The organism is Micromonospora palomenae, assembly GCF_007829925.1.
In the GTDB taxonomy this organism is placed as follows: domain Bacteria; phylum Actinomycetota; class Actinomycetes; order Mycobacteriales; family Micromonosporaceae; genus Micromonospora; species Micromonospora purpureochromogenes.
Genome location: NZ_VIXA01000002.1, coordinates 151063 through 165111, shown reverse-complemented (window position 1 = coordinate 165111; position 14049 = coordinate 151063). Strand labels below are relative to the sequence as shown.

Here is a 14049-nt window from a genome sequence, read left to right as displayed (position 1 = left end):
CGCCGGTCGGCACCGCCGACCGACGAGACCGCACACGTGGAAGGAGCCGCACCGTGGCCCTGGACCCGCAGTTGCTCGAGATCCTCGCCTGCCCGGACACACACCACGCCCCGCTGGACTACGACGCGCAGGCGCAGACCCTCACCTGCACCGAGTGCGGTCGCGTCTTCGAGGTACGCGACGACGTGCCGGTGCTGCTGCTGGACGAGGCGCGCGGCGGCCCGGAGGCGCAGCGGTGATGGACGGTTCGGCCGGGGTCAGCGGCCGGCGGGTGGCCGACGAGTCCGTCCTGGACGACCCGGACACCTTCGCCGAGCAGGACCCGGGCGGCATGCTCCGCTTCACCGCCTCGGCCGGTGCCCAGGTGCGCGAGTCGGCGAGCCTGGCCGCCGAGGCCAACCTGTCGCTGCTGGAGGACGATGGCCGCCCCCGGGCGGTCGTCATCGCCGGCATCGGCACCGCCGGGCGGACCGGTGACGTGCTCGCCACGGTCGCCGGGCCGCGCTGCCCGGTGCCGGTCATCCCGCACCGCAGCGCCGGCGTGCCCGGCTGGGTCGGCGCGGCCGACGTGGTGATCGCGGTCAGCGCCTCCGGTCGCAGCCCCGAGGCGCTCGGCGCCGCCGAGGCCGCGCACCGCCGGGGTGCCCGGCTGGTCGCCGTCGGAGCGCCCGACTCGCAGCTCCAGTCGGTCGCCGAGCGGGCCCGTGCCCCGTTCATCCCGGTGCCCCGGCGTGCCCCGGCCCGGGCCAGTCTCTGGGCGCTCACCGTGCCGGTTCTGCTCGCCGCCCGTACGCTCGGCCTCGTGAAGGTCAACGAGGCGGATCTGGCGGAGACCGCGGCCCGGCTGGACGCCGACGCCGACCGGTGCCGTCCCACCGCCGAGTCCTTCGTCAACCCGGCGAAGTCGCTGGCCCTCGGGCTGGCCGGGTCGATCCCGATCGTCTGGGGGTCGTCCCCGCTGGCCACCGTCGCGGCCCGGCGCTTCGGCGACACGCTCTCGGCCAACGCCCGCTACCCGGTGGTCACCGGGGCGCTCGGCGAGGCCGGCCGCGGGCGCGTCGGCCTGCTCGACGGCGTCTTCGGCGGCCTGGTCGAGTCGGCGCGGGACATCTTCGCCGACCGGGACGAGGCCGAGGGCGACCCGACCCGGCTGCGGCTGGTGCTGCTGCGCGACGGCGGGCTCAACGCCGAGGACGACACCGACGAGCCGCTCGCCGTCGAGGAGCGCCGCGCCGAGGCCGTGCAGACCCTTGCCGAGCGGCGCGGGGTGCGCTGCGACGTGGTGACCGCCGAGGGCGGCTCCGCGCTGGAACGGCTCGCCTCGCTGGTGGCCGTACCCGACTTCGCCTCGGTCTACCTGGCCCTGGCCCACGGCCTGGACCCGATGGCGGTCCCGGCGATCACGGAGATGAAGGAGCTGTCGAACCAGTGAGCGAACGCAAGGGGCGAACCGTCCTGCTCAGCGGCGTGGCGACCGATGTCACGCGGCGGAACGGAGCGGGAGCGTGAGCGCGAACGGCGGGACGAAGGCGATCGTCGCCGCGCTGCTGGCCAACGTCGGCATCGCCGTCACCAAGTTCATCGCGTTCCTCCTGACGGGTTCCTCGTCGATGCTGGCGGAGTCGATCCACTCCGTCGCCGACTCCGGCAACCAGGGCCTGCTGCTGCTCGGCGGCAAGCGGGCCAAGCGCGAGGCCACCCCGCAGCACCCCTTCGGGTACGGCCGGGAGCGCTACATCTACGCGTTCATCGTGTCGATCGTGCTGTTCAGCGTCGGTGGTCTCTTCGCGCTCTACGAGGCGTACCACAAGTGGCACGAGGGGGGTGGCATCGAGGAGTACAAGGCGGTGCCGGTCGTCGTGCTGGTGGTTGCGATCATCATGGAGTCGTTCTCCTTCCGGACCGCCATCAAGGAGTCGAACCACGTCCGGGGCAACCAGTCCTGGGTGAAGTTCGTCCGCCGGGCCAAGGCGCCCGAGCTGCCGGTGGTGCTGCTGGAGGACCTCGGCGCGCTGGTCGGTCTGGTCTTCGCGCTCTTCGGTGTCAGCATGACCCTGATCACCGGTGACGGGGTGTGGGACGCCCTGGGCACCGCGATGATCGGTGTGCTGCTGGTGGCCATCGCGATCATCCTCGCCATCGAGACGAAGAGCCTGCTGCTCGGCGAGGGCGCGGAGACGCACGACGTCGCCGCCATCGAGAAGGCGATCACGGAGGGCCCCGAGGTCGAGCGGATCATCCACATGAAGACGCTCTACCTCGGCCCCGAGGAGCTGATGGTCGCCGCGAAGATCGGCGTGTCGGCCCGCCACAGCGCCGAGGAACTGGCCCGCGGCATCAACACCGTCGAGGCCCGCATCCGCGCCGCCGTGCCGACCGCCCGGGTGATCTACCTGGAGCCGGACATCTACTCCGCCGCCGCCGCGAGCGCGGGCACGGGCACGGCCGCGCACACCGCCGTACCGGGGTCGGAGACCGAGCCGGGCGACGTCGCCGGGCGGGCCGGAGGCTGAGCGTGGAGCTGCTGCACGGCCCGATCCGCGACTACGCCTGGGGGTCCCGCTCGGCCATCGCCGAGTTGCAGGGGCGCCCGGTACCCAGCGACGGGCCGGAGGCGGAGCTGTGGCTGGGCGCCCACCCGGGCGCCCCGGCCACGGTCGAGCGCGGCGGCGAGCGGGCGAGCCTGGTCGACCTGGTCGCCGCCGAGCCGGGCCACTGGCTCGGCGCGCAGGTGGTCGACCGGTTCGGCGCCCGGCTGCCGTTCCTGCTGAAGGTGCTCGCCGCCGACGCACCGCTGAGTCTGCAGGCCCACCCGGACCCGGAGCAGGCCCGGGCCGGGTACATCGCCGACGGCGCGCGCGTCCAGGGGCGGCGCAACTACGTCGACCCGTACCACAAGCCGGAGCTGCTGGTCGCGATCGCGCCGATGGAGGCGCTCTGCGGGTTCCGCGACCCGGCGGACTCGGCGGACGTGCTCGCCGCGTTCGGCGTACCCGCGCTGGAGCCGGTGGTGGCCGCGTTGCGCACCGGACCGACGGGCCTGCGGGACGCCGTGCGCCTGCTGTTGACCTGGCCGCCGGCGCAGCGCGCCGGGCTGGTCGACGCGGTGGTGGCGGCGCGCGTCGCCGGCCCGGACGCCGAACTGGCCCGGTCGCTGGCGGCCGGCTACCCGGGCGACCCGGGGGTGCTGGTGGCGTTGCTGCTCAACCACGTGCGGCTGGCGCCGGGGGAGGCGATCTGGATGCCGGCCGGCAACCTGCACGCCTACCTGCGCGGCACCGGGGTGGAGATCATGGCGGCCAGCGACAACGTGCTGCGCGGCGGACTCACGCCGAAGCACGTGGACGTGGACGAGCTGCTGCGGGTGCTCCGCTTCGAGGTGCTGACCGAGCCGGTGGTCATGGCGCGGCCGGTGGCGCCGGGCGTGGTCTGCTGGCCGGTGCCGGTCGAGGACTTCGCGCTGCACCGGGTGACGGTGGACGCGGCCACGCCCGAGGTGCGGCTCCCGCTGCCGGGGCCCCGGGTGGTGCTCTGCCGGGCCGGTCGGGTCTCGGTGGACGACGGGACCGGCCTGGTCACCCTCGCTCCCGGCCAGGCCGCCGTCGGGCCGGCCGCCGCGGGCCCGCTGGTCTTCACCGGCGCGGGTGAGGCGTTCGTCGCCACCGCCGGCCTCCGCTGACGCCTTCTCGAACTGACTTCCGGCCCTCGCGCGCCACGACACGAGTCCGACTTTTCCGAAATAGCTTGACTCACCTCTGGCGCAGTGTGACTCTATGGGTACGCAGCGTTGTCGCGACGAAGGTCCGGTAGCGCGCGGGGAACCAAACCGGGGGGATGCACGGGGCGGCCGGCTCGTGGACGGAAAGTCTGTCCATCACCGACCGCCCCGTGCGCTGTCTCCGGCGGCCGCCCGTGCGGGGCTGGACCATGCGCGTAAGGTGGAAGGTCGCGCAGCACACCCGTTCGACAGGAGCTTCCATGACCAGCACCCTCCCGGCGTCCACCAGTGGCGCGCGGCCGAGCACCCTCGCCGAGGGCGACTACAAGGTGGCGGATCTGTCGCTCGCCGAGTTCGGGCGCAAGGAGATCCGGCTCGCCGAGCACGAGATGCCCGGCCTGATGGCGATCCGCCGCGAGTTCGCCGACGCCCAGCCGCTCGCCGGCGCCCGGATCACCGGCTCGCTGCACATGACCATCCAGACGGCCGTCCTGATCGAGACCCTGGTCGCGCTCGGCGCGCAGGTCCGCTGGGCGTCCTGCAACATCTTCTCCACCCAGGACCACGCCGCCGCCGCGATCGTCGTCGGCCCGAACGGCACCCCCGAGGCTCCGGCCGGCGTACCGGTGTACGCCTGGAAGGGCGAGAGCCTGGAGGAGTACTGGTGGTGCACCGAGCAGGTGCTCGCCTGGCCCGACGGCGCCGGCCCCAACATGATCCTCGACGACGGCGGTGACGCCACCCTGCTCGTGCACAAGGGCGTCGAGTTCGAGAAGGCCGGGGTCGTCCCGCCGGTCGAGTCCGCCGACTCCGAGGAGTACGCGGTCATCCTCGGGCTGCTGCACCGCTCGCTCGCCGAGGACGGCCAGCGCTGGACCCGGATCGCCTCCGCCATCAAGGGCGTGACCGAGGAGACCACCACCGGCGTGCACCGGCTCTACGAGATGCACCGCGCGGGCACCCTGCTCTTCCCGGCCATCAACGTCAACGACTCGGTGACCAAGAGCAAGTTCGACAACAAGTACGGCTGCCGCCACTCGCTCATCGACGGCATCAACCGGGCCACCGACGTGCTCATCGGCGGCAAGATGGCGGTCGTCATGGGCTACGGCGACGTGGGCAAGGGCTGTGCCGAGTCGCTGCGCGGCCAGGGCGCCCGGGTCGTGGTGACCGAGGTCGACCCGATCTGCGCGCTCCAGGCGGCGATGGACGGCTACCAGGTCGCCACCCTGGACGACGTGGTCGAGCAGGCCGACATCTTCATCACCGCGACCGGCTGCTTCGACGTCATCACCAACGAGCACATGGCCCGGATGAAGCACCAGGCCATCGTCGGCAACATCGGCCACTTCGACAACGAGATCGACATGGCCGGTCTGGCCAAGCGCTCGGACGTCACGCGGGAGAACATCAAGCCGCAGGTCGACCTCTGGAAGTTCGACGACGGCCACGCCATCATCGTGCTCTCCGAGGGCCGCCTGCTGAACCTGGGCAACGCCACCGGCCACCCGAGCTTCGTGATGTCGAACTCGTTCGCCAACCAGACGATCGCCCAGATCGAGCTGTTCACCAAGACCGACGAGTACCCGACCGGCGTGTACGTGCTGCCGAAGCACCTGGACGAGAAGGTCGCCCGGCTGCACCTGGGCGCGCTGGGCGCCAAGCTGACCCAGCTCACCAAGGAGCAGGCCTCCTACCTCGGTGTCGCCATCGAGGGCCCGTTCAAGCCGGAGCACTACCGCTACTGAGTTCCACCTCGACGAGGACCGGGTCGGCCGCCGCGCGGCCGGCCCGGTCCTTTTCGCGTACGCCCACGGTCAAGTCCCCCGGCGCTCCGCGCCGGCTCCCGTCGCTCCCCGCCCGCTGCCCGCCTCCGTCCGCGCCCGTTGCCCCCGTTTGCGGCGTGTCGCGGTGTCCGGGCGTGGGGATGCCCCGACACGCCGCATCTCGCGCGACGGCACGTCGTGCCGCGGGCGTGACGGGGGGTTCAGCGTGGGGTGCGGCGGGTGGGCCGGATCCAGGTCCAGACGCACCAGGCCAGCCATGCCAGTGACACGGCGGCGGCCAGCGGGCGCAGCCGCAGCTCGCTGAGCACCACGACCAGCGCCAGCACCGCCAGCCAGGGCAGCAGGCCCCTCACGGTCGGCGTCCGGTGGCGTGCGGCCGGTCGGTGGTGGACCGTCGTCGGTGTGCGGGGTCGGCGGTCGCCGGCGTGGGGGCGGAAATCCCTGGCGGCGGTGGGTCGGCCGGCGTGCTGGTGGAAGTGGTCAAGGGGCCTCGTCCCGTCCGGTGAACGTCGGGCCGATCCTGTCACGGGACGGACAGGTGAACTCGTGGCGATCGACTTGACGGCCCCCCGGGAGCAGGAGGAAGGTAAGTCTGCCCTAAGTTAAGTGAGGCAACCCTCATCAACCCGGAGCATCGATGTTCGCCACGTACCTGATCGGCCTGCGTGAGGGCCTGGAAGCGACCCTGGTGGTCAGCATCCTGGTCGCCTTCCTGGTGAAGTCGCAGCGCCGGGACCGGCTGCCCCAGGTGTGGGCCGGTGTCGGTCTGGCCGTGGTGCTGTCGGTGCTCTTCGGCTGGCTGATCGAGTACACCTCCACCTCGCTGCTCGCCCGCTCCGAGGACCGCGAGCTGTTCGAGGCGGTGACCTCCGTCGCGGCCGTGGTCTTCGTAACCTGGATGATCTTCTGGATGCGCAGGGCCGCCCGGACGATCGCCGGCGAGTTGCGGGGCAAGCTCACCGAGGCGCTGGCGGTCGGCTCGCTCGCGGTCGCCGGCATGAGCTTCCTCGCGGTGATCCGGGAGGGGCTGGAGACCGCCCTGATCTTCTACTCCGCCGCCCAGGGCGCGGCGGGGGACAGCGGTCCGCTGCTGGCGCTGATCGGCGGCATCGTCACCGCCGTGGTGATCGGCGTCCTGCTCTACGCCAGCGCGCTGCGGATCAACCTGTCGAAGTTCTTCACCTGGACCGGCGCGCTGCTCATCCTCGTCGCCGCCGGCATCCTCAAGTACGGCGTGCACGACTTCCAGGAGGCCGGTGTCCTGCCCGGCCTGAACGACCTGGCCTTCGACATCACCTCGGTGCTCGACCCCAACACCTGGTACGCCGCCCTGCTCGCCGGGATGTTCAACATCACCGCCACCCCGAGTGTGCTGGAGATGGTCGCCTGGGTCGCCTACGCCGTGCCGGTGCTGTTCCTCTTCCTCCGCAAGCCGTCGCCCGCCGGCAAGCCGACCCCCCCGGCCGCGACGCCGACTCCGCCCACGACCGCCCCGGCCGGCGAAGCCGCCCCGGACACCGACGCCGCCCCGGCCGATGAGCCCGCCGGGTCCGACATCGAGCGCCCGGCCGCCGCGCCGCAGCGCGCCTGAACCCACCTGCTCCGAGGAGACAGAAACTGATGCGTACCACCCGCTTCCTGGTGCTCGCCGCCGCCGGCGTGCTGGCCGTCACCGGTGTGACCGCCTGCAGTGACGGCAAGGAGCAGGACGGCGCGAAGGGCGCCAACGCGGTGAAGGTCAAGGCCAGCGACACCACCTGCGAGGTCGACGTCACCGCCCTCGACGCCGGCCAGGCGACCTTCACCATCACCAACTCCGGCAGCAAGGTCAACGAGTTCTACGTGTACGCCGCCGGTGACCGGGTGATGGGCGAGGTGGAGAACATCGCCCCGGGGCTCAGCCGCGAGCTGCGCGTCGAGCTGCCCGCCGGGACGTACGAGACCGCGTGCAAGCCCGGGATGAGCGGCCGGGGCATCCGGGGCGCGCTGAAGGTCAGCGGCACCGCCGCGACCGTCGCGCCGGACGCCGCGCTGGCCCAGGCCACCGCCAGCTACCAGCGGTACGTGGCCAGCCAGACCGGTGCCCTGCTGACCAGGACCGAGGAGTTCGTCGCCGCGGTCAAGGCCGGCGACGTGGCCAAGGCCAAGGCGCTCTACCCGGTCGCCCGCACCTACTGGGAGCGGATCGAGCCGGTGGCGGAGATCTTCGGCGACCTCGACCCCAAGATCGACGGCCGCGAGGAGGTCATCGAGGAGGGGATGGAGTTCACCGGCTTCCACCGGATCGAGAAGGACCTCTGGCAGTCCGGCGACATCAGCAAGGACGGCCCGATCGCCGACCGGCTGCTGGCCGACGTCAAGGAGATCGTGGCCAAGGCCAACGCCGAGAAGCTCAACCCGCTCCAGCTCGCCAACGGCGCCAAGGAGCTCCTCGACGAGGTCGCCAGCGGCAAGATCACCGGCGAGGAGGACCGCTACTCGCACACCGACCTCTGGGACTTCAACGCCAACCTGGAGGGTTCGAAGGCCGCGATCGCCGCGCTGCGCCCGGCCCTGGAACAGCGCTCGCCCGAACTGGTCACCCAGCTCGACACGGAGTTCGCCAATGTCGAGAAGGCGCTCGGGCAGCACCGGGCCGGTGACGGCTGGAAGCTGCACACCGAGCTGAGCAAGGACCAGCTCAAGGAGCTGTCCGACAGCATCAACGCCCTCGCCGAGCCGATCAGCAAGGTCGCTGCCGTCGTCGCCCGATGACGGCCGGTCCCACAGGAGAACCGATGAGCGAGCAGAGCAGCGCGTCCACCCCGTCCGCCGAGGCACCTCGGGGCGGGCTGTCCCGGCGGCGGGCCATCACCCTCGCCGGGGTCGGGGTCGCCGGGGTGGCCGGCGTCGCCGCCGGCGCGGGTGCGCTGCTGGTCCGCGACGCCGACCAGGCGGTGGCCGGCGACGTGGCGGCCGGCGCGGTGCCGTTCCACGGCGAGCACCAGGCCGGCATCACCACCCCCGCGCAGGACCGGCTGCATTTCGTCGCGTTCGACGTGATCACCAAGGAGCGGGCCCGGCTGGTGGCGCTGCTCCAGGAGTGGACGGCCGCCGCCGCCCGGATGACCGCCGGCCGGGACGCCGGGGTGATCGGCGCGGTCGACGGCATGCCGGAGGCCCCGCCGGACGACACCGGTGAGGCGCTCGGCCTGCCGCCGTCGCAGCTCACGCTCACCATCGGCTTCGGCCCGACGCTGTTCCGGGACGCGCAGGGCCGGGACCGGTTCGGCATCGCCGACCGGCGCCCCGCAGCGCTGGCCGACCTGCCGCACTTCGCCGGGGACGCGCTGCGTCCGGAGATCTCCGGTGGCGACCTCTGCGTCCAGGCCTGCGCCAACGATCCGCAGGTGGCGGTGCACGCCATCCGCAACCTGGCCCGGATCGGCATGGGCGTGGTCAGCGTCCGCTGGTCGCAGCTGGGCTTCGGGCGTACCTCGTCGACCTCGCGGGACCAGGCGACGCCGCGCAACCTCTTCGGCTTCAAGGACGGCACCGCCAACCTCAAGGCCGAGGACGCCGGGCTGCTGCGCGAGCAGCTCTGGGCCCAGCCGGGCGACGGCCCGGACTGGATGACCGGCGGGTCGTACCTGGTGACCCGGAAGATCCGGATGCACGTCGAGACCTGGGACCGCACCTCGCTGGTCGAGCAGGAGCAGATCGTCGGGCGGACCAAGGGCGTCGGCGCGCCGCTGGGCCGCCGCGACGAGTTCGACGAGCCCGACTTCGACGCCAAGGGCGACGACGGGGAGCCGGTGATCGCCGACGCCGCGCACGTGCGGCTCGCCCACCCCAGCCGCAACAACGGCGCCCGGCTGCTGCGCCGGGGCTACAACTTCGTGGACGGCTCCGACGGGCTGGGTCGCCTCGACGCCGGGCTCTTCTTCATCGCGTACCAGCGGGACCCGCGCAAGCAGTTCGTGCCGATTCAGACCCAGCTCGCCCGCAACGACGTGATGAACGAGTACCTGCGGCACGTGTCCAGCGCGCTCTTCGCCTGCCCGCCCGGCGTCCGGGACGCCGCCGACTGGTGGGGCCGCTCGCTCTTCAGCTGACCGTTTCGCACCGCCGCCGCCGTCCGGTCGAGCGGGCCGTCGTGCCCGCAGCCGGTCCGACGGGCGTCAGGCCGGGGGTGCCGGCGGACCGGACGCGGGGCGGGGGGCCGGGACCGCGGGCCGGAGGCCGGCCGGGGTGGCGTCCGCGGTCGCCCCGACGGGTACGGCGGATGTGGCCGGAGTCGGGGACAGCTCGGGCCAGAGGCTGGCGGTGAGCGTGCGGGCCCGCCGCAGCCGCAGGGCCCCACGGCGGTTGCGTTCGGCCAGCACGGCGGCCAGCAGCAGCGGCTCCGGTACGCGGGCCGGCGGTGGCGGCGTCGTCACCGCGGCCACCTCGCTCCACAGTGCCCGCGCCAGCAGGGTCCGCGACGGCTCGGCGAACCGGTGCGCCCGGGTCAGGTACTGCCGCAGGGCCAGCGCCAGCGGGTCGTCCAGCCGGGTCAGGTCCAGGCGGACCGCCCAGCCGGCCAGCGGCGGAATGATCATCGGTGCCGGCAGCCAGGGCTGCTGGGTACGGGTGTGCACCACCATCGTGCCGGCCACCAGGTCGCCCAGCCGCCGGCCGCGCCGGTCGGTGAGCATCACCGCCACGCCGGCGACCCAGCTCAGCAGCGGCAGCACCAGACCGGGCCACTCCACCGCGACCCCGACCAGCGCCCGGCTCAGCGACTGCCGTACCCCGACCGGGCCGCCGTCGGCGCTGACCACCCGCAGCCCGACGGCCATCTTGCCCGGCGTACGGCCGTGGTTGAAGCGTTCGAAGAGCACCGGGTAGCCGACCAGCAGCAGCACCAGGAAGACGGTCGTCAGCGCGTTCATCAACGCCTCGTCGACGCCGGGCAGCGCGTTGAGCGCCAGGCCCGTCAGCGCCATCCCGAGCAGCACCACCAGCACCAGCTGGACCGCGACGTCCAGCAGCAGCGCCAGCACCCGGGAGCCCAGCCGGGCCGCCCGCACGTCCAACTGGACGGCCTCGCCACTGACCAGGCCGGCGTCGGCGCCCGTCGGGGAACGGTCGGCCGCGCCGGTCGCGGCGGGCACCGGTGGTTGCGCTCTCACCCGCACAGTGAACACTATGAGTGCCGGACGGGGGAGGACGAGTGGATCTCGACGCGTACGTCGCCGAGCACCAACACGAGTGGCGGCGGCTGGAACAGCTCTGCGACCGGCGGCGGCTGGACGCCGACGAGGTTGACGAGCTGGTGGCGCTCTACCAGCGCGCCGCCACCCACCTGTCCGCGCTGCGCAGCCGCTCACCCGACCCGGGGCTGGTCAGCCGGCTCTCCCAGCTGGTGCTGCGCGCCCGGGCCCGGGTGACCGGGCGGCGCGGCGCGTCCTGGTCCGCGGTGGCCCGGTTCGTCACCGTCGGCTTCCCGGGCGCCGTCTACCGCGCCTGGCCGTGGTGGTGCGCGGTGGCGACCGGGTTCAGCCTGCTCAGCGGCTTCCTCATCTGGTACGTCGCCGGCCACCCGGAAACCGCCGCGGCGTTCATCGGCCCGCAGGCGGCGGCCGACCTGGTGGAGTCCGGCTTCGCCGGCTACTACACCGAGTTCTCCGCGCCGACCTTCGCCTTCCACCTGTGGACCCACAACGCCTGGATCGCCGCCCAGTGCCTGGCGTCCGGCGTGCTGGTGGTGCCGGTGTTCTACCTGCTCTGGCAGAACGCGCTCAACGTCGGCGTGGTCGGCGGCGTGATGGTCTCCTACGGCCGGGCCGACGTCTTCTTCGGACTGATCACCCCGCACGGCCTGCTGGAGCTGACCGGGGTCTTCGTCGCCGCCGGGGTGGGCCTGCGGACGGCGTGGGCGTGGATCTCCCCGCCGGCGCACCTGAGCCGGGGTCGGGCCGTCGCCGAGGCGGGCCGCTCGGCGATCCTGGTCGCCATCGGCCTGGTCGGGCTCTTCGCGGTCTCCGCGCTGCTGGAGGCATTCGTCACCCCGGCGCCGGTGCCGATCGCGCTGCGCGTGGCGCTCGGGGCCATGGTCTGGCTGGGCTTCCTCGGGTACGTGGTGGTCCTCGGCCGTCGGGCGGTCGCCGCCGAATCGCTCTCCGCCGAGCGGACCGACCCCTGGCTGGCCGAACTCTGGCCCTCCACCGACCCCGCCCGCGCCTGGCACCGACCGACGCCGACCGCCGACCCCGCTGGTCGCTGACCTGACCCACACCACCCGGACCGCCGGGAGGGCCGGGTGGTCAGAGTTGGCCGAGGGCCTTGAGGCGGAGGTAGGTGTCGGCGACCGTGGGGGCGAGGCGGTCCGCCGGGGCGTCCACCACGGTCACGCCGTACCGGGCGAGGGCGGCGCGCACCCGGTCCCGCTCGGCCAGCGCCCGCCAGCCCGCCGCCGCCGCGTAGGCGTCCTCGGGCCGGGTCGGCGCGGCGGTGGTCAGCCGGGTGAGTACCGGGTCGTGCACGGCGGCCACCACCACCCGGTGCCGGGCGGCCAGCCGGGGCAGCACCGGCAGCAGGCCCTCGCCCAGCGCGCCGGCCTCCAGGGCGGTGAAGAGCACCACCAGGCTGCGTTGCCGCTCCCGGCGGAGGATCTCCCCGACGATCAGCTCGAAGTCCGTCTCCACCAGCGCCGGTTGCAGCGGCGCCAGCGTGGTCACCAGCTTGCCGAGCAGGGCGGGGCGTCCGCTGCCGGTGACCGTGGCCCGGATCGCGGCGTCTGCGGCGATCAGGTCGACCCGGTCGCCGGCCCGGGCGGCGAGCGCGGTGAGCAGCAGCGCCGCGTCGATCGCGGTGTCCAGCCGGGGCTCGTCGCCGACGCGTACCGCCGAGGTGCGGCCGGTGTCCAGCACGCAGACCAGCCGGCGGTCCCGCTCCGGCCGCCAGGTGCGGACCAGTACGTCGGCGCGCCGGGCGCTGGCCCGCCAGTCGATCGAGCGGACGTCGTCGCCGACCACGTACTCGCGCAGGGTGTCGAACTCGGTGCCCTGGCCGCGTCCCCGGGTGACCTGCATGCCGTCGATCACGCGCAGCCTGGAGAGCTTCTCCGGCAGGTGCCGCCGGGAGTCGAAGCGCGGCAGCACCCGCAGCGTCCAGGCCGGGGTGACCGGCCGCCCGGCGCGCTGCCGGAAGGCCAGCCCCAGCGGGCCCAGCGAGCGCACCGCCAGGGCCACCGCGGGCCGGTCGCCGCGCCGGGTCGGGGTGAGCCGGCTGGGCAGCAGCGCGTCGCCGCCCGCCGGCACCGGCACGACCCGCTCCGGTGGCACGTCCGGCCGGGTCCCCGCCGAGGGCACCCAGGCGTCGCGGACCTGGGCGCGCAGCGTACGGGCGGAGGTGTTGGTCAGGCGCAGCGCGACGGTGGCGGTGCCGCCGAGCCGGACGGTCCGGTCGCCCTCGCGGGTGGCGGTGACCGCGTGCAGCGGCGCGGCCAGCGCCCAGTCCAGGGCGCAGAGCAGCAGCACCGCGCCGGTCATCAGGACGACCCCGAGGAACGGGTCCGGCCACACCGGCAGGGTCAGCGCGCCCCCCAGCAGCAGGACGGCCGCCCGCCAGGTCATCGCGGCGTCGGCACGGTGGCGAGCACCGTGTCCAGCACCGCGTCCACGCCGACGCCCTCCAGCTCCACCTCCGGGCGCAGCCGCAGCCGGTGCCGCAGCGTCGGCCGGGCGGTGGCCTTGACGTCGTCCGGGGTGACGTGGTCCCGCCCGGCCAGCCAGGCCCACGCCTTGGCCGTGTTGAGCAGGGCCGTCGCGCCCCGGGGCGAGGCGCCCAGCTCCAGCGCCGGGGTGGCCCGGGTGGCCCGGCACAGGTCCACGATGTAGCCGAGGACGGCCTCGGCCACGTACACCCGGCCGACCGCCTCCCGGGCGGCGGCCAGGTCGGCGGTGGTGGCGACCGGTCGTACGCCGGCGGCGGCCAGGTCCCGCGGGTCGAAGCCGGCGTGGTGGGCCCGCAGCACGCCCAGCTCCTCGTCCCGGGTGGGCAGCGGCACGGTGAGCTTGAGCAGGAACCGGTCCAGCTGCGCCTCCGGCAGCGGGTACGTGCCCTCGTACTCGATGGGGTTCTGGGTGGCGGCGACGATGAACGGGTCGGGCAGCGGCCGGCGGGCGCCCTCGACGGAGACCTGCCGCTCCTCCATGACCTCCAGCAGCGCCGACTGGGTCTTCGGCGGGGTCCGGTTGATCTCGTCGGCGAGCAGCAGGTTGGTGAAGACCGGCCCCTCCCGGAAGGTGAACGCGGCGGTGTGCGGATCGAAGATCAGCGACCCGGTGACGTCGCCCGGCATCAGGTCGGGAGTGAACTGCACCCGCTTGGAATCCAGGTCCAGCGCCGCGGCGACCGTCCGGATCAGCAGCGTCTTGGCCACTCCCGGTACGCCCTCCAGCAGCACGTGCCCCCGGCAGAGCAGCGCGATCACCAGCCCGGTGACCACGGCGTCCTGCCCGACGACCGCCTTGGCCACCTCGGCGCGCAGCCGGTGCAGGGCAGCCCGGGCGTCGTCCG

General features: G+C 73.7%; 13 protein-coding genes. 9 read left to right on the top strand and 4 right to left on the bottom strand.

What is annotated here, in order from left to right; translation table 11 throughout:
* Nucleotides 1-53: 53 nt before the first annotated feature.
* From FHX75_RS11690 to ahcY, 5 genes are all read left to right on the top strand, one after another.
* A complete protein-coding gene (locus tag FHX75_RS11690; RefSeq protein WP_088963849.1) occupies nucleotides 54-239 on the top strand; it encodes a Trm112 family protein in 186 nt (61 codons plus the stop codon).
* Nucleotides 236-1432, top strand: a complete 1197-nt coding sequence (locus tag FHX75_RS11685) for an SIS domain-containing protein (protein ID WP_154939300.1) — start codon at nucleotides 236-238, stop codon at nucleotides 1430-1432. The genes FHX75_RS11690 and FHX75_RS11685 overlap by 4 nt, the downstream gene beginning before the upstream one ends.
* Nucleotides 1433-1505: 73 nt before the next feature.
* Nucleotides 1506-2513, top strand: coding sequence for a cation diffusion facilitator family transporter (locus FHX75_RS11680; RefSeq protein WP_154939298.1), 1008 nt, complete (start codon nucleotides 1506-1508; stop codon nucleotides 2511-2513).
* Between the two features lie 2 nt (nucleotides 2514-2515).
* Nucleotides 2516-3679 (top strand): mannose-6-phosphate isomerase, class I, encoded by a 1164-nt coding sequence (gene manA / locus FHX75_RS11675; protein WP_154939296.1) that lies wholly within the window; start codon nucleotides 2516-2518, stop codon nucleotides 3677-3679.
* A gap of 299 nt (nucleotides 3680-3978) precedes the next feature.
* Nucleotides 3979-5466 carry an adenosylhomocysteinase gene (ahcY, locus tag FHX75_RS11670; protein ID WP_154939294.1) on the top strand — a complete coding sequence of 496 codons (1488 nt, stop codon included), beginning with the start codon at nucleotides 3979-3981 and terminating at the stop codon, nucleotides 5464-5466.
* A 239-nt stretch (nucleotides 5467-5705) separates the two neighbouring features.
* Here the strand turns inward: ahcY and FHX75_RS30725 are convergent, their stop codons facing one another.
* On the bottom strand, nucleotides 5706-5858 hold the full coding sequence (locus tag FHX75_RS30725; RefSeq protein ID WP_170285359.1) for a hypothetical protein: 153 nt from the start codon (nucleotides 5856-5858) through the stop codon (nucleotides 5706-5708).
* 284 nt (nucleotides 5859-6142) lie between these two features.
* Between FHX75_RS30725 and efeU the strand changes: the two genes are divergently transcribed.
* Genes efeU through efeB form a run of 3 tightly spaced genes read left to right on the top strand, consistent with a single transcriptional unit; the run spans nucleotide 6143 to nucleotide 9599 of the window.
* Nucleotides 6143-7096 (top strand): iron uptake transporter permease EfeU, encoded by a 954-nt coding sequence (gene efeU / locus FHX75_RS11665; RefSeq protein WP_154939292.1) that lies wholly within the window; start codon nucleotides 6143-6145, stop codon nucleotides 7094-7096.
* A 29-nt stretch (nucleotides 7097-7125) separates the two neighbouring features.
* Nucleotides 7126-8259 (top strand): iron uptake system protein EfeO, encoded by a 1134-nt coding sequence (gene efeO, locus FHX75_RS11660; protein ID WP_154939290.1) that lies wholly within the window; start codon nucleotides 7126-7128, stop codon nucleotides 8257-8259.
* A gap of 23 nt (nucleotides 8260-8282) precedes the next feature.
* Nucleotides 8283-9599 carry an iron uptake transporter deferrochelatase/peroxidase subunit gene (gene efeB / locus FHX75_RS11655; RefSeq protein ID WP_154939288.1) on the top strand — a complete coding sequence of 439 codons (1317 nt, stop codon included), beginning with the start codon at nucleotides 8283-8285 and terminating at the stop codon, nucleotides 9597-9599.
* A gap of 66 nt (nucleotides 9600-9665) precedes the next feature.
* On the opposite strand, the gene FHX75_RS11650 is transcribed toward efeB, so the two are convergent.
* Nucleotides 9666-10658 (bottom strand): RDD family protein, encoded by a 993-nt coding sequence (locus FHX75_RS11650; RefSeq protein ID WP_246157967.1) that lies wholly within the window; start codon nucleotides 10656-10658, stop codon nucleotides 9666-9668.
* A gap of 41 nt (nucleotides 10659-10699) precedes the next feature.
* On the opposite strand from FHX75_RS11650, the gene FHX75_RS11645 reads away from it, so the two are divergent.
* Nucleotides 10700-11752 carry a stage II sporulation protein M gene (locus FHX75_RS11645; protein ID WP_154939286.1) on the top strand — a complete coding sequence of 351 codons (1053 nt, stop codon included), beginning with the start codon at nucleotides 10700-10702 and terminating at the stop codon, nucleotides 11750-11752.
* Nucleotides 11753-11792: 40 nt separating this feature from the next.
* On the opposite strand, the gene FHX75_RS11640 is transcribed toward FHX75_RS11645, so the two are convergent.
* Both FHX75_RS11640 and FHX75_RS11635 read right to left on the bottom strand, forming a co-directional pair.
* On the bottom strand, nucleotides 11793-13103 hold the full coding sequence (locus FHX75_RS11640; RefSeq protein ID WP_154939284.1) for a DUF58 domain-containing protein: 1311 nt from the start codon (nucleotides 13101-13103) through the stop codon (nucleotides 11793-11795).
* A complete protein-coding gene (locus FHX75_RS11635) occupies nucleotides 13100-14029 on the bottom strand; it encodes an AAA family ATPase (protein WP_425463508.1) in 930 nt (309 codons plus the stop codon). The genes FHX75_RS11640 and FHX75_RS11635 overlap by 4 nt, the downstream gene beginning before the upstream one ends.
* Nucleotides 14030-14049: the final 20 nt, after the last annotated feature.